General features: G+C 41.0%; 10 protein-coding genes and 1 pseudogene. 5 read left to right on the top strand and 6 right to left on the bottom strand.

Annotated elements, in window-relative coordinates:
- Window positions 1–161: 161 nt before the first annotated feature.
- A complete protein-coding gene (ftsH, locus tag QUD05_RS23995; protein WP_289798286.1) occupies window positions 162–2051 on the bottom strand; it encodes an ATP-dependent zinc metalloprotease FtsH in 1890 nt (629 codons plus the stop codon).
- Window positions 2052–2492: 441 nt separating this feature from the next.
- On the opposite strand from ftsH, the gene QUD05_RS23990 reads away from it, so the two are divergent.
- Window positions 2493–3038: an NADPH-dependent FMN reductase gene (locus tag QUD05_RS23990; RefSeq protein WP_094353353.1), complete on the top strand. Its 546-nt coding sequence runs from the start codon at window positions 2493–2495 to the stop codon at window positions 3036–3038.
- A 44-nt stretch (window positions 3039–3082) separates the two neighbouring features.
- On the opposite strand, the gene QUD05_RS23985 is transcribed toward QUD05_RS23990, so the two are convergent.
- Window positions 3083–4201, bottom strand: coding sequence for a ferrochelatase (locus QUD05_RS23985; protein ID WP_289798285.1), 1119 nt, complete (start codon window positions 4199–4201; stop codon window positions 3083–3085).
- Window positions 4202–4601: 400 nt separating this feature from the next.
- On the opposite strand from QUD05_RS23985, the gene QUD05_RS23980 reads away from it, so the two are divergent.
- Complete coding sequence (locus QUD05_RS23980; RefSeq protein ID WP_289798284.1) at window positions 4602–5030, top strand: hypothetical protein; 429 nt, start codon at window positions 4602–4604, stop codon at window positions 5028–5030.
- Here QUD05_RS23980 and QUD05_RS23975 read toward each other — a convergent pair.
- Together QUD05_RS23975 and QUD05_RS23970 are read right to left on the bottom strand one after the other, a co-directional pair.
- Window positions 4940–7354, bottom strand: a complete 2415-nt coding sequence (locus QUD05_RS23975) for a tetratricopeptide repeat protein (protein ID WP_289798283.1) — start codon at window positions 7352–7354, stop codon at window positions 4940–4942. The genes QUD05_RS23980 and QUD05_RS23975 overlap by 91 nt on opposite strands.
- Window positions 7355–7357: 3 nt before the next feature.
- A complete protein-coding gene (locus QUD05_RS23970; protein WP_289798282.1) occupies window positions 7358–7774 on the bottom strand; it encodes a hypothetical protein in 417 nt (138 codons plus the stop codon).
- 454 nt (window positions 7775–8228) lie between these two features.
- Here QUD05_RS23970 and QUD05_RS23965 point away from each other — a divergent pair, with 454 nt between their 5' ends.
- The 3 genes and pseudogenes from QUD05_RS23965 to ilvB all read left to right on the top strand — a co-directional run bounded on the left by QUD05_RS23965 (window position 8229) and on the right by ilvB (window position 12261).
- Window positions 8229–8822, top strand: coding sequence for a hypothetical protein (locus tag QUD05_RS23965; RefSeq protein WP_289798281.1), 594 nt, complete (start codon window positions 8229–8231; stop codon window positions 8820–8822).
- 152 nt (window positions 8823–8974) lie between these two features.
- Window positions 8975–10239, top strand: a pseudogene (locus tag QUD05_RS23960) (MFS transporter).
- Window positions 10240–10365: 126 nt separating this feature from the next.
- Complete coding sequence (ilvB, locus tag QUD05_RS23955; RefSeq protein WP_289798280.1) at window positions 10366–12261, top strand: biosynthetic-type acetolactate synthase large subunit; 1896 nt, start codon at window positions 10366–10368, stop codon at window positions 12259–12261.
- A 1485-nt stretch (window positions 12262–13746) separates the two neighbouring features.
- On the opposite strand, the gene QUD05_RS23950 is transcribed toward ilvB, so the two are convergent.
- Window positions 13747–14010, bottom strand: a complete 264-nt coding sequence (locus QUD05_RS23950) for a hypothetical protein (protein ID WP_289798279.1) — start codon at window positions 14008–14010, stop codon at window positions 13747–13749.
- Window positions 14011–14237: 227 nt separating this feature from the next.
- Window positions 14238–15317 carry an L-histidine N(alpha)-methyltransferase gene (gene egtD / locus QUD05_RS23945; protein ID WP_289798278.1) on the bottom strand — a complete coding sequence of 360 codons (1080 nt, stop codon included), beginning with the start codon at window positions 15315–15317 and terminating at the stop codon, window positions 14238–14240.
- Between the last annotated feature and the right edge of the window lie 289 nt (window positions 15318–15606).

Here is a 15606-nt window from a genome sequence, read left to right as displayed (position 1 = left end):
TTTTGAAGAAGTCGGGAATCTTAACCTTTGGATTTTCAGTAGTCTATATTGACTTTTACCTGTTCCTTAATAGACATCTGGTGAAATTAAAGATGCATCATCCAGAACCCTTGTAGAGACGTAGCAGTGCTACATCTCTACATTATTTATCACTCATATTTTTAATGAGGTACAGCCAATTGTTCATCGGCTACCTGAACATGATCGGCAACAATTTTGCGGAATACATCACCTTCAATTGTTTCCTGTTCTGCTAGCAAATCTACTAAACGCTCCAAAACTATGCGGTTTTCTTCCAAAAGTTCTTTGGCCTTAATGTAGGAATTGCTAACAATTTCGCGCACTTGTGAATCAATTTTGGCAGCAATTTCCTCAGAATAGTCTGATTTATTCATCCAGTCGCGTCCTAAAAATACCTCTCCACTCTGATTTTCCAAGGACAATGGGCCTAATTCTGACATCCCGAAGCGTGTCACCATCTGCCGCGCCATCCCTGTCACGTGTTGCAGGTCATTGCTTGCACCTGTGGTAACTTCTGGCTTACCAAAAACGATTTCCTCGGCGGCGCGACCACCCAAAGTAGCAGTAATCCGGGATTTGAGCTGGGAACGAGAAATTAACCCCTGTTCTTCGTTGGGAGTAAACCAAGTTAATCCCAGTGCTTGTCCTCGTGGAATTAATGTCACTTTCTGTACAGGATCGTGGTCTTTGAGTAATGTGCCTACTAAAGCGTGTCCAACTTCATGATAGGCAATTAAGCGCTTGCTCTTGCTGTCTACTAAGGCGGTACCTTCCATACCTGCAACAACTCGGTCTACAGCAGCATCAATTTCTAAAAGAGTGACGGCTTCTTTACGTCTTCTAGCGGTGAGAATAGCGGCTTCGTTGAGTAAGTTAGCTAAATCTGCACCAGTAAAACCAGGAGTGCGGCGAGCGATCGCTTCTAATGATACGCTAGGATCGATTTTCTTATTCCGGGCGTGGACTTTCAAAATTTCTAGTCGCCCTTTAAGATCGGGTGGATCGACCATCACTTGTCTGTCAAAGCGTCCTGGTCTGAGTAATGCTGTATCTAAAACATCTGGGCGGTTTGTGGCAGCAATAATAATGATACCTGTGTTACCTTCAAAACCATCCATTTCGGTGAGCAGTTGGTTGAGGGTTTGTTCGCGCTCGTCGTTACCACCACCGATCCCAGCACCCCGTTGTCTACCTACTGCGTCAATTTCATCGATAAATATTAGACAAGGGGCATTCTCTTTGGCTTTCTTGAAAAGGTCGCGCACGCGAGATGCACCTACGCCAACGAACATTTCTACAAATTCTGAACCGGAAATACTGAAGAATGGTACACCTGCTTCACCTGCGATCGCTTTTGCTAGTAAAGTTTTACCAGTACCAGGAGGGCCAATTAACAGCACACCTTTGGGAATCCGTGCGCCTACAGCAGTAAATCTTTCTGGCTGTTTCAGGAAAGTCACAACTTCTTCGAGTTCTTCTTTAGCTTCTTCAACCCCGGCGACATCTTCAAATTTCACTCCAGTTTTTGCCTCCATTTGGAAGCGAGCTTTGGATTTACCGAAATTCATCGCTTGGCTAGAAGCATTAGTAGAGCGCCGGAGGAACAAGAGCATTAAAGCCACTAGTGGCAAAATCCACATCAAATTAATCAACAGTCCAACAGCTGCTCGACTATTCGCAGAGGAAACTTCGCCAAAATCCACATTCTTATCTTTGAGAATGTTAATTAACTCAGTGTTTTGCGCCAAAAGTCTCACCTGTTGCGGTGGTGTATTATCTTTTTGTCCCTTGAGATAAACCTTTGCTAGCTGTTCGGTTTCGTCAAGCTCTACTTTCTCGACTTCTCCCGCCTTCACTTTCTTGATCAAATCACCATAATTTAGCGAGGCGGTTTCTGCTTTTTGTGCCATGACAGGAGTACTTCCGAAAATTCCTGGCAACATAATCAAACTAGCAGCAATTGCACCAACCCAAGCAACGCGCTTTGAAGACTGCCTTTTTATCAATGCTTTTTTTCCCGAATTTGTCATAATAATTACCCTTTGTCTGCTGGCACAAGTTAAGCGCTGGTTTTATGCCTATTCTTCTATCAAAAATTGTAATAACTGGAAATTACACTTTTCTTATCTAGTCTAACTTCCTCACAAAAGCATTCCCAAGTTTCTTCAGGCTATTACATAAAGTTGAGCGATCGTTATCTAGATTTTTGCAGTTGTTAAGACTAGACATTGGGCACAAGAGGCAAAGGTGCGCAGATAGGGGAAAACTTACTCCTACTTCTTCCTTGCTCCTCTGCTCCTCGGTCACTGAGCGTAGCCGAAGTGCTGCTCCCCTGCTTTTCCAGTCCCCAATCCCCAGTAGATATTAATTTGACACATTCCAGCACAAATCGCTAAGATAAACATAGTCATAACGATTCCGCTTTTTACAAATCTGACGATAGTAGCTAGTTAATAGTTTATGGGTTAATTATGGTGAAAATTATTGGTATTGGTGGTAGCTTAAGACCCAACTCTTATACCCAGCTTGCTTTAGAAGTCGCAGCGCAAAGAGTTGAGGCTGTAGGTGCAGAGGTAGAAATTCTCGATTTACGGCAGTTGCAGCTACCATTTTGCACTGGCGCAAAGGAGTATCCAGAGTATCCAGATGTTCAGCGGTTGCAAGAAACAGTTAGTCAGGCTGATGGGTTAATTTTAGCGACACCTGAGTATCATGGTGGCGTTAGTGGTGTCCTGAAAAACGCCCTGGATTTAATGAGCTTTGACCAACTGTCTGATAAAGTAGCAGGATTTATTAGTGTTTTGGGTGGTCAGTCTAATAGCAACGCTCTAAACGAACTACGGTTAATTACCAGATGGGTGCATTGTTGGTCTATCCCTGAACAAATTGCGATCGGACAAGCTTGGGGTGCTTTCAGTCCTGAAGGCAAACTCGTAGATGAGAAGCTCTCTCAAAGATTCGATCAATTTGCTCAGAGTTTAGTTGATAATACTCGCAAGCTGCGGGGCGTAAATTAATTGTAGGGTGGGTCTAGCTTTGCCCACCCTCGTAAACTCAAAAATTAATGATGGTGGTGGTGATGATGGTGATCCCCTGCGAGTTGAGGATTCACTGCCACACTTTGTTCTGATAACAACTCTGCTATATGAGTATCAGCCCATTGCGCCACCATTGCCAAGAATTCTGGGCGATCGTTGACACAAGCCATTTGCACGTAATTCGTACCAGGATGCTGTTTCTCTAAAGCATGGATGATATGGTGTACATCCAATAGAGTTTCGTGGTTTTCTGTGGCAAAGCCAATTGGCATAAAGATCACTACTTTCGCACCCAATTGAATCAGGTTATTAGCAGCTTGCTCTGCATTTGGCTGCGTCCAATCAATTAGGGGTGTGTCATGATTGAGCCAACCCACGGAGATTAACGGATAGCGGTTAATCAACTTATCCCGAACCAAGTCGTACATTGCTTCACTTTCGGCAATCCCAGAAGTAAAGCCTTTAGCTTTATGAGGACAGCCGTGATTCATTAAGACAATACCGATTTGAGAAGGTAGATAAGCTCCGGCTAACTCAGCAATTTTCTCTTCAACTAGATGAGCCATTAAATCGATGTAGGCTGGTTCGTTGAAGAAAGAAGGAATGTAGCGTTGTGCTTTAACCCAGTGTTCTTCACCATCAGTCAACTCAACGAGAGCATTGTTAACTTGCTCGATCGCAATACCACTGGTAAATATAGAATCAACAACCAGCAAAGGGTAGATTAATAGCTTATCGAAACCTTGGTTTTTGATTTCCGCTAAGACTTGATTGGGTAGAAAAGGGGCGCAGAAGTTGAAAGCCTTGAAAACTTGAACCTTATCGCCCCATTTTTCTTGTAAATTCTTCTCAATCCCAGCCCGCTGCTGTTCAAAGATGGCGTTGTGTGGGGAGATAAAATCGTGGTGTGTGTGTCCCCACTCATGGCGGTCAAATAGCGCCAAAAGCTTTGCCAGAGGCGGATAAATCCAGGTTGGTACTGGTGCGAATTTTGCTGTCAGTAGATTTAAAGCCTGTTCGTTATAGTTGGCGAAATCTTCGTAGCTTTCGACTTCGCCGTAGCCCATAAGCAATACGGCTACACGGTCTTTACCTGATAGATGCTCGTGGGTGTGTTGTACTTTTTCCGGCGTGGCAACCACAATTAGTTCCTCAATATAACCAGAGTGCAGAGAAATATAAAGTTAGGGAATAGTTTGCACATTTTCCCTACTTGTAACTTATTATCCCATCCAGGGGGATAGGATAGGTGGGAAAATCAAGATAATACATCAAAAGACATACAAGACATACAAGATTTTTAATTTTTATTTAGGCATAACCCCGATGAGCGCTGTTTTTATCTGTTGCAGGGCTTTGTCAATGACATTTAATTAGCTACAGCGCTTTCATTCTTTCGGTGTGATCGCTCCCAGCCTCCAGTTACCAATTTAAGTTTTGTCTACCACCAGTTCAAGAAGATATAAAAAGGCAACAACTTTTCCGAAATAGTTAAGTTAGTGGGTGTAGTAAATATCAACTTACTAAATAGGAGAAGTTTAAATGTTAAACAAACGTTTTTTTGCTGGTTTTTTTGCCTTAACAACTATTTTTGTTTCAGCACCATCTGTATCAGCAAATTCTGTAAAAGAAATGCCTATTCTAACAGCGAAAGAAACGCGTGTTTTAACGGCTAATCGTATGTTCTTAGCATTGGTGCCAGATGCTGTTTCGGAGTATTATCATGTACCTTCTTATTTTAAGAGAGTATCTGTCTTTTTTGATCAGGAATTTATCACAGTGCCAATCAAAAATACAGCTAATCAAATAGTGGGCTACCTCAATTGGCGCATTGACTGGAATACTGCAATAGATTCTAGTTCTATGTATTCAGATAATCACTATAAGCAGCATAAAAATCTTACTAAACGGAACTTACAAAGAATAAATGATTCCACAAAAAATAAAGAGGCAGCATTTATTAAAGAATAATTGTGATTTTTCTCATTGGACTCTTTTAAAAAATCATTATAATTTTTTTGGAATTGCGTTGTTGTTGGATGATCTACCCCTAACTGTTGTTTACAAATCGTTAAAGCTTTTTCATACTCTCGTTTCGCATCCGTGTACCGTCTTTGTTTACGGTAAACTTCAGCCAGACCATTGTAACTCTTAGCAATATCGGGATGGTCTTGTCTCAGCCGCGGTTCTCTTATTTTTAGTGCTTTTGTATGGAGATTTTCCGCCTCTGTGTATTTCCCTTGATCGTGGTAAAGTGAAGCCAGATTAGAGTAAGTAATGGCAACATCAGGATGGTCTTCTCCGAGCATCTTTTTTCTGACTTTTAATGCTTTTTGATACAGGTTTTCTGCCTCCGTGTATCGTCCTTGATCATGGTATAGTGAAGCCAGATTGTTGTTATTGGTGGCGGTATAAATATGATTTTCCCCGTAAAGTTGTTTTGTTAATTCTAGACATTTTTTAATCAAATCCTCAGCTTCCTTGTACTGTTTTTTATCTAAATACAGAAGAGCCAGATCGTTGTAGATTTGTGCCTTAATCTTATCGATTTGTGTCTTAGGGAAAATGCCATCTATCGATAGCCTTTCGCTTAATTCTAATCCTTGGTTAAAGTAAAGTTCCGCTTCGCTATACTTTCCTAAATAACGATAGATTATTCCTAGATTGTCGTAACAGTTAGCGATATCTATATGATTTTCTCCCAATTTATGTTTTTTTAGTTTTAATGCTTGTTGATAAAATAGTTGCGCTTCGTTGTACTTTCCTTGATTTAAACAAACAAGTCCTAAATTGTTGTTACATGTGGCGATATTAAAATTGTGATCTCCTGACAGCCTTTTGTATATATTTAATGCTTCGTTATACAGATTTTCCGCCTCCATGTATTTTCCTTGGTTACGATAGAGTACGGCTAGATTATTGTAACTGGTAGCAACATCAAGATGTTCTTTTCCCAAACGTGATTCTAATACTGACACGCACTTCTCATACCAAACCTTTGCCGATTCATATAACCCTTGATCAGAATAAAATTTGCCCAACCCCTGAAACACCCAAAGTAAATCTTTGTCAATCACCATTGTTTCCAGATGTTCTGCCACTTCTGCCAGATGGGGTATAGAATTTTTGACTAATTTAATATCTTCTTCTTGACTTGGGGAGCCAAGGATTATTTGGGCACTTTCTACTAATGTTTTTATAAAAGCCTGTTTCAAATTATTAGTTTGTTCTGAGTCTGCTAACTTGACTTTTAAAAACTCCCGTATTAAAGGATGTATTTTATAATTAGTGTCTTTTAACGATTGAATAAAATTAAACTTGTAAAGTTGCTTTTTTGCCTCAACTACATCAGATTCTCCCCAAGAAAGTGACTTACTAATTGACTGTACTAATGTCCAAAAAATTTGCTCTGGTGCAAACAAGCTTAACAATTCACCTACACGCTGCGTAGCAGGATTTAGTTCTTGCCAACTTAATTGAAATGCTGCTTTTACGCCTCGCTTGGCGGTCATTTCAGTATTCTGCAATACCTTCTCTGATAGATCAATGACGTTATCTTGCAAACTCTGAGTTTTTAGTAGCGTTAACACATCTGTTAAAGACAAATCAGGGTCTTGCACTAAATATCGCCCTACTAATTCCAACCCTAATGGTAAGTAACCTAGCCATGCACATAAACGTTTTGCTTCTGGTGATTTTCGTTTCACTCGTAGGTCTTCTTTAACCAGCACGCTTGCCAACAGTTTTAAAGCATCCTTTTCTGAGAGTACATCTAGCGATATTTCTGCAAAGCTAGTTTCCAACCGTCGCTGGCGAGTTGTCATTAATATTCTAAAACGATTACTTGTTGGCAGTAGCCCTCTACAACTTGTCCAATCTGTGACATCATCAAGTATTATCAACACCAAGCCTTCTACAGGTTTCCAATTAGCCCAAAACCACAGTATCTGATCTTTAAGATTAAGATTTTTCTCCTTCAACTCTTTTTGTACATCTAAATTCATAGACGACTTAGCAAACTTAAAAATATCTGCGGCTAAATTTGCTCCTCTCATTGAAAGCCAACAAATACCACCAGGATAATTTGCTTCATATTGTCGTGCATACTGTCTTGCTAATTCGGTTTTGCCCACCCCTGCCATACCTGACACAGCAAGAATTCCTCCTGTGGACGGTTTTATCAACTTTTCACTTAGTTGACCCAGATCATCCTCTCGTCCTACAAAATTGGCATTACCATGAAATACAAGATTATTTGGGGGATTTAACTTTGTCCCTTCCCCAGAGGACGACATCACTCAATTAGTATTATGTATCGTATTGTTACCTTGATAAATTGTGCCTGAATTATTATTGGCGTTATTTTGTTGCGCCTCTCCACCATACACATTTTGGACGTTTTGACCTTTGATCTGTCCAATATTTATTTCTTGCTGAATCTCTGAGGCTAATTTTTCTACTTCTGTAGCAAAACTTGTGTCAGATTTCATTACCTCTTGTAAGTAACTAACTACCCAATCCAAATCAACCTTTGACCCTTTTTCTGCCTTTACAAAAGCTGTTGCTGCCTCTTCCTTACCTTGAAGCTTGTTCCAAATCTTGTTACGTAGCACATTTATCTTTGCTAAAGTTACTTCTGTCAGCTTCTCAATTGTCTTGCCAAAAACTGTTTTCAAGGCCAGAGTTGCGATCGCACCCGCAGTTAGTGGTTCCATGTACTACCTCACCTATAAGCATCAGATTCTACTGATATTACAAGCTTTCTCTAATGGATTCCGCAATTGAGGCAAAATTTGGAATTACACATTTTGCCACGGAGTCATTGTAAAGACAGACAGCTTGNTAAGACCTACGGATTTTTTCTAGAGCTGCCAAGGGCGCTTTACTCACCCATACCTTGGCATCGGTCTTGGCTTGCCAGTCAATCTCTTCTTTAGGTGGTGAGACTTTCGCTATAGTTGCAGTGGGAACGGAAATAGGTACGCTCAATGCTCCCTCTTGAGTTAACTTCTTCACCACTTCAACAATTTTCTTTTCTAGCCAATATTCCAACTCTGTGACGTTGCAGGGCTATTTCCTGGAGTTGCGAAAAAGTGGACTCGATTAATTTTTTTCCTCTTGCAATTGGTTGTGGCTTTCTTCTAACTTGTTATTTATTTCCTGTAATAGATGATTATAATTATTTGCCCTGGAATTCATGAGCCAAAGTTAACTGAAAGCTTTAGAGTCGGATTGTTAGATTTAGTTTCTAATAGTGCGATCGCACTCAACTCAGTAAATATATTTATTTATCCGGGCGAAGATGTTTTGGTTTTATCAGCATTGCACATTTTGCAGTTTTTGCGCGTTAGCGTAGCTCAACGCAGGTATTGCTTGACCGACTCTCTAGAATCACCAATTATATTCATAAGCTTTAGTGCTGGCGTAGTTGGGGCAATAGGGGCAGCACATTTGTGGCAACTCTTGGGTGGTCGTGTCAAAGCGTTTATTGCTATAGATGGATGGGGAGTACCACTACAGGGTAATTTTCCTATTCATCGGATGAGCCATGATTATTTCACCCATTGGAGTTCATCTTTGCTAGGCAGTGGGCAAAATAACTTTTATGCAGAGCCATCAGTCGATCATTTGTCCATTTGGAAATCTCCCCAAACTGTACAAGGCTGTTGGGTAGATTCGTCTATTGAGATTATTCCACCCAAAGGTCGTCTGACAGCAACTGAGTTTTTGCTTATGCTGTTAGAGCACTATGAAGCAAATTAATCCGGACAATGGAGTAAGTAAACAGGAGTTAGGAGTGAGGAGTGATGAAGGGAACAGGTTACAGGTGACAGAAGACAGCCAAGAAAAACTATACCCTATGCCCTATACCCTATCCCCATACCCTATCCCCATCTACCCCAAGAAAGTATCTAATGTTTCCAACTGAACCTAGCTGCTGTTAATAACGGCTTTGGCGCACTGCTAAAAAATCGTGGTTTTATGCTCCTGTGGATTGGGCAATTGGTGTCCCAGTTAGCAGATAAGGTCTTCTTTGTTTTGATGATTGCTCTGCTGGAGAACTACTCACCGCTTCCTGGGTTGGCACAAAATTCGATGTACTCAACCTTAATGCTGTCGTTTACAATACCAGCAATTTTGTTCGGCTCTGCTGGTGGTATCTTTGTTGACCGCTTCCCAAAAAAGCTGATTATGGTTGGCTCAGATGTCGTGCGGGGAATATTAACGCTGTGTCTTCCCTTATTGCCACGAGAATTCCTGATTCTATTAATCCTGACTTTTGCCATTTCTACAGTGACGCAGTTTTTTGCACCAGCCGAACAAGCAGCGATTCCCTTGTTGGTGAAGCGAGAGAATTTGTTGGCAGCCAATGCGCTGTTTAGCAGCACGATGATGGGAGCTTTAATTGTTGGCTTTGCAATCGGTGAGCCGATTCTGAGTTTGTCGAAAAGCTTGATGGGAGAACAATACGGTCAAGAGATTGTAGTTGGTGGATTATACATATTATCGGCTGCGATCATGCAGCCAATTAAGTTTAAAGAACCCAAACCCCACCAAGAACATCAAGCATCAAATAACCCTTGGGCTGAATTTACTGAGAGCCTGCGGTATCTCAAGAAAAACCGTTTGATATTGAATGCCATGCTGCAACTGACAACTTTATATTGTGTATTTGCAGCCTTAACGGTGCTGACAATTCAATTAGCCGAGGAGTTTGGTTTAAAAGAAAAACAGTTTGGCTTTTTCTTGGCAGCAGCTGAGTGTGGGTATGGTATTTGGTGCAGCGATTTTAGGCCACTGGGGTGATAAATTGCATCATAAACCCCTACCTTTAATTGGATTTTTGATAATTGCACTAGTTTTAGGGGTGTTCACTTTTACGCACAACTTATTACTGGCGCTGGGACTGTGTGCATTTTTGGGTGTAGGTGCTTCCCTAATTGGCGTACCCATGCAAACTTTAATTCAACAGCAAACACCATCTACCATGCTCGGTAAAGTATTTGGCTTTCAAAATCATGCCGTCAACATCGCTCTGGCCTTACCTCTGGCTATTACTGGGCCATTAACTGATGTTCTGGGCTTGCGAACTGTGCTTGTAGCAATGAGTATTGTTGTCGTAGTTGTCGGTGTTTGGGCTTGGCAAAATACCCGCAAAGTCTTGCAAAACGTAATTTAATTAATGTAGGCTAATAATCTAGATTTATATTTAATATAAAAATTAATAAGATTTTGATTGAAGTTTTCAATTAAAATGAAATCTTAACTACAGAATTCAGCATTAACTTTAGCTATAGTCTGAGGTTTGACCGTGCGATCGCTTTCCCCAATTAGTCTCCCACAAACCGAGAATCACAAACAGTCTCGTGCCTCTAGCCCGCCAGCCTTGCCCAAACGAGCATCTGGCGGTTTTGCTCTGCTTGACAGCCTTCATCGCCACGGCGTTGATTATATTTTTGGTTATCCTGGTGGGGCAATTCTCCCAATTTACGATGACCTGTATAAGGTGGAAGCAACTGGTGCTATGAAGCACATTCTCGTGAGACACGAGCAAGGCGCAGCCCACGCCGCTGATGGTTATGCCCGTGCTACAGGCAAAGTAGGAGTATGCTTTGGTACTTCTGGGCCAGGAGCAACTAACTTGGTAACAGGCATCGCCACCGCCTACATGGATTCAATCCCGATGATTGTGGTTACAGGACAGGTAGCACGTGCATCGATTGGTACAGATGCGTTTCAGGAAACTGATATTTACGGGATTACCCTACCAATCGTCAAGCACTCTTATGTAGTGCGTGACCCTAAAGATATGGCGCGAATTGTCGCCGAAGCCTTCCATATCGCTAGCACTGGGCGTCCGGGGCCAGTTTTGATTGATGTCCCCAAAGATGTAGCTTTAGAAGAATTTGACTATGTACCTGTAAAACCAGGTTCAGTAAAGCTACGCGGTTATCGTCCCACGGTGAAGGGAAATCCCCGACAAATTAATGCCGCGATTCAGTTGATTACTGAAAGCCGCCGTCCCTTATTGTATGTCGGTGGTGGTGCGATCGCATCTGGTGCCCATGAAGAAGTTAAACAACTAGCTGAATTATTCGATATCCCTGTCACCACAACCTTAATGGGGATCGGTGCATTTGACGAACATCATCCCCTAGCTTTGGGAATGTTGGGAATGCACGGCACAGCTTACGCTAACTTTGCCGTTAGTGATTGTGACTTGCTGATTTGCGTCGGCGCTAGATTTGACGATCGCGTTACAGGTAAATTAGACGAATTCGCTTCCCGCGCCAAAGTAATTCACATCGACATCGATCCCGCAGAAGTTGGCAAAAACCGCATTCCCGAAGTGCCCATTGTCGGCGATGTGCGGAATGTGTTAGTAGACTTGTTGCGTCGCTGCAAAGAAACAGGCGTTAAGGCTACACCAAATCAAAACCAAGAATGGTTAAATTTAGTTAACCGTTGGCGCGAAGAGTATCCTCTCATCGTGCCGCATCATCCCGACAGCATTTCACCCCAAGAAGTTATTGTAGAAGTCAATAGCCAAGCACCCAACGCTTTCTACACCACAGATGTCGGACAACATCAAATGTGGGCAGCACAATTCCTGAAGAANCGCCCAAGGCGCTGGATTTCTAGCGCTGGTTTAGGAACTATGGGTTTTGGCTTACCTGCGGCAATGGGCGCGAAAGTGGCCTTTCCTGATGAAGAAGTCATCTGTATTAGTGGTGATGCTAGTTTCCAAATGTGTTTGCAGGAACTAGGAACAATTTCACAGTATGGAATAAATGTCAAGACAATAATTATCAACAACGGCTGGCAAGGGATGGTGCGCCAGTGGCAGCAAGCCTTCTATGGTGAGCGTTACTCATGCTCCGACATGGAAGTAGGGATGCCAGATGTAGAGTTATTGGCAAAAGCTTATGGCATTAAGGGTATGGTAATCAGCGATCGCAGTCAATTAAAAGATGCGATCGCCGAAATGCTAGCACACAATGGTCCAGTAATCTTAAATGTCCACGTCACCAGAGACGAAAACTGCTATCCAATGGTAGCCCCTGGTAAGAGCAACGCTCAAATGGTCGGCTTGCAGAAGCAACCGCCGAAAGCGGCATCCGAGCCAGTGTATTGTAGCCATTGCAATGCTAAAAATGCTCCTACCCACAACTTCTGTGCTGAGTGTGGGACGAAGCTGTAACGCTTTTTGATAATTCAGACTAGAGAGGTAGGGGAGCAAGGAGAAGGGGAGAAAGATGCAGGAATATCCCCCTAATTCCTGCCCCCTTTCCTCTTGCGTAGGTATAGCTTAATCTTCCAGATTAGGTTGAGGTAAAAANATATTTCCTAAGTAATTTACTACATCGCTTTGACTGTTGAAATCTAACAGCGCCTCAGCATATAACTCTTCTAGTTGAGTAATGGATTTACATAAATCAAAAAAATCTCATTTTAATTAATTGTTATCTGTCTTATCTAATAGGAATGGGTTGTAGTTTAAGGATGTCTACAGCTAAACTCATATCGAGCAAACCTAAATCATCTGTGGGTTTATATTCTCAATACGCTTGGGTTAAGAAGAATAGTAGGTTGGGTTGAGCAACAGCGAAACCCAACAAAGCCTTCATACAGCACTGACAGCTATTATGCAATACAGACCGCCAGGGAATAGAATTCCCTGTCTAATGGTGCAAGTCCTCTAGAAGAGGACTAGAAAAACTTGGGTTAAAGCACTGACAGCTATTATGCAATACAGTACAGTTTTTCTTCTTGCCCTTTTCTATCATAGCTTTCAGCTTTGAGGATGTACCTCATAGCTGCCGGAAGTGCTGTAATGTTGGGTTTCGTTCCTCAACCCAACCTACTAGCGCGGCGCGGCAAGCTTAATTTATTGGGTTGGTAATTCTGTTAATCATTGGATTTTGGTTTTAGTGAGTTTTTGAAACCTAAGATTTTAAGTATGTCACGCTACTACGGCAGTTTTAGTTTTTAGCTTTAACTGAACCGTATTGGTTTATGTTCTCAATATTTACTTAATATAGTCAAACTTAGTGTACATTGCTGAAATATACACGCATTTATTAACGAAAACTACTTTATCAAACTTAGGTTTTATTAAAAATTCATATACTTTTGGCTTTAATTAGTTAAATATGCGAGTTAGAGTTGATTTTATATAAATCATTTTTATCAAAAAGTTCAGTAACATTCCTCTTTTATTAATAAGTTAAATATCACTAGAATATTAATAGTTGTGCTGGCTTAGTTGATTAAAAAAACGTCAATTATTCCCGGTGTATTTATTTCTAACTCTCTTTCAAGCAGATTTAGTAGTATTAAAATAACCGCTCTCTTTCTTTTACAAAAAAGAGTTTAGCTTCCCTTGATTGAGGGAGGTTAGATTGTTGTTAGCGAATTAATGTACTAAGCATTAATAGTCTATTCATTTAGAAATCGCTGTGTTCAAGTTTTCTTGGGCAACAGCGTCATGATTTCTATTGGAAAATTGCAGTTTTATTTCCAACTAAGAACAAACACAACTTCTTTAACCTTTGAATATTTATCAACCCATTTTACCAATCCCTATGCAACAATATATTTCTCATTTGCTCATACTGGTATTAGGAACAAGTTCAACTTTGCTCATTACTCCATGTCAAGCTCAAACTCCGGTAAAAACCAACAGTCAAAATCCTGAGAATGTTACTTCCATACCTTCAAGTTCACCTTCGGCTACAAAACTAACTGATTTTGCCAATTCTACTAATAGCAAACCACCTCTCCTTTCTGAGGTAGTTAATAATTCTTCTGCTACTAATGCCAATATAACAGCAAATAAACCTCGTCCACGAGTTCCTATATTCAGCAGAATTTTTCGCACACCTTCGATGCAGCAATAATTAGGAGCTAAACATTTAGTTTGTTTGCTTAGGTTGAGCGAATTTTGCATTCATACGTTATGTACAATGTACATAATCTAGTGAAAATACTACCCCAGCAAGAGGGATTCTAATTGTTCTCTCTTGTTGGGGTGGGACGAATATCAGGGTAGGTAAATTTTGCATTTGTGCAAGAAGTCTAATATACTTTGACCTCTCTCCTTTTAGAAGAGAGGTTTTGAGTGTTACTCCCTAACGCTTGTGGGGAAGTGCTGTTTTTGTTAGGTATATATCGGACTCAACTGAGAACCGCTATATATATGAGGCGTACTTTGATTTGCTTTATGCTTGCAAGCTGACACAGCAGTAAACCAAACCATTGATTTGGATCTGTCCACACATGAAGAGGTAATAAACCTTGTGCGGTTAGTTGGTGTTTGATGATATTAAGGTCAAATTTGCGGGAAATTTCGGTGAGGATAGTCTCATCTAGTGCAAAATTAAGCTTAAGATTAAGAGCGCGTAATTCTACAATTTGCGATCGCAAGCTGCGTAAATGCATTTCTATTTGATGCTCGCTTTCATTGTAAAATGCCCGGTGTTCAAACTGGGTGGTGTCAAAGTTACCCTCAAATCGCTGATTTAAATGTTCTAGCATATTGAGGTTAAATGCAGCTGTTACTCCCTGGCTGTCGTTATAAGCTGGTTCCAAAATCTGCTTTGGCTTTCGTAAATCTATCCCCAATAAAAAATACTCACCTACTTCTAGAGCATTGGTAATTTGAGAGAAGAACACATCACACTCATCAGGGGTAAGATTACCTAAGCTGCTACCAATAAAACAAATCATCCGACTGGGTAATTGCGTCGGTAGGAGTTTTGCAAGGGCTAATTCATAGGTTCCCGCTAGTGCATAAACTTGGAGTAAGGGATAATCTTTTAATAACTGCTTGGCACTACTTTCCAACATACCTGCACATACATCAATTGGTAGGTAGTGCAGGGGATAACTTAGTTGCTGGTAGGCATCTAGTAAAATTCGGGTTTTACTAGAACTACCACTACCAAGTTCTACCAATTCACAAACACCAGTTATCTTGGCAATTTCATTAGCATACTGCTGTAAAATTGTTGTTTCTGTGCGTGTAAGATAATATTCTGGTAAATCACAGATTTGCTCAAACAGATCGGAACCACGGTCATCATAAAAGTAACAAGGGGGTAGAGATTTAGGTGTTTGAGTTAATCCCTTCACTACATCACTCCCAGCACTAGGTGCAACTATTTGAGTTGCTCCTATCAAACGCTCTATCTGCAAGCGTTTTTCAACGCTGCTTTGAGAAGTAACCTTGCTGTTAACAGCTTTAGATATCGACATGAAACCTCCGTTTGCTTGGCGTAATAGGTTACTTTGATAGCAGACCTTTACCCCAATCAGTGAAACACATAGCCATAGTTAATAAAATCATGCTTGAGCAATATAGCTCAAGCTTTAAAGCTATTTTTCAGCATTTTCTCACTAAAATAGTAGCAAGTAAGTGTCTAATTGCTATGTTCCCGCAGCGAGAAAGACTCGATATAGACAATATGTCCCAAGTAGCAGCCAACAGCAGATGAAATCAGAATGAGGTTGACTAGAGAATGTGGCTTCGTCATATCCTGGAATA

Origin of the sequence: Nostoc sp. GT001 (assembly GCF_030382115.1) — a bacterium.
GTDB lineage: Bacteria > Cyanobacteriota > Cyanobacteriia > Cyanobacteriales > Nostocaceae > Nostoc.
The sequence above is the reverse complement of the archived record's forward strand: the minus strand, read 5'-3'. Positions and strand labels throughout refer to the sequence as shown.

Coding starts and splice junctions, on each gene's coding strand:
- ftsH (WP_289798286.1), bottom strand. CDS start 2,051: ATGACAAATTCGGGAAAAAAAGCATTGATAAAAAGGCAGTCTTCAAAG.
- QUD05_RS23990 (WP_094353353.1), top strand. CDS start 2,493: ATGGTGAAAATTATTGGTATTGGTGGTAGCTTAAGACCCAACTCTTAT.
- QUD05_RS23980 (WP_289798284.1), top strand. CDS start 4,602: ATGTTAAACAAACGTTTTTTTGCTGGTTTTTTTGCCTTAACAACTATT.
- QUD05_RS23975 (WP_289798283.1), bottom strand. CDS start 7,354: ATGTCGTCCTCTGGGGAAGGGACAAAGTTAAATCCCCCAAATAATCTT.
- QUD05_RS23970 (WP_289798282.1), bottom strand. CDS start 7,774: ATGGAACCACTAACTGCGGGTGCGATCGCAACTCTGGCCTTGAAAACA.
- QUD05_RS23965 (WP_289798281.1), top strand. CDS start 8,229: ATGATTATAATTATTTGCCCTGGAATTCATGAGCCAAAGTTAACTGAA.
- QUD05_RS23950 (WP_289798279.1), bottom strand. CDS start 14,010: ATGCAAAATTCGCTCAACCTAAGCAAACAAACTAAATGTTTAGCTCCT.
- egtD (WP_289798278.1), bottom strand. CDS start 15,317: ATGTCGATATCTAAAGCTGTTAACAGCAAGGTTACTTCTCAAAGCAGC.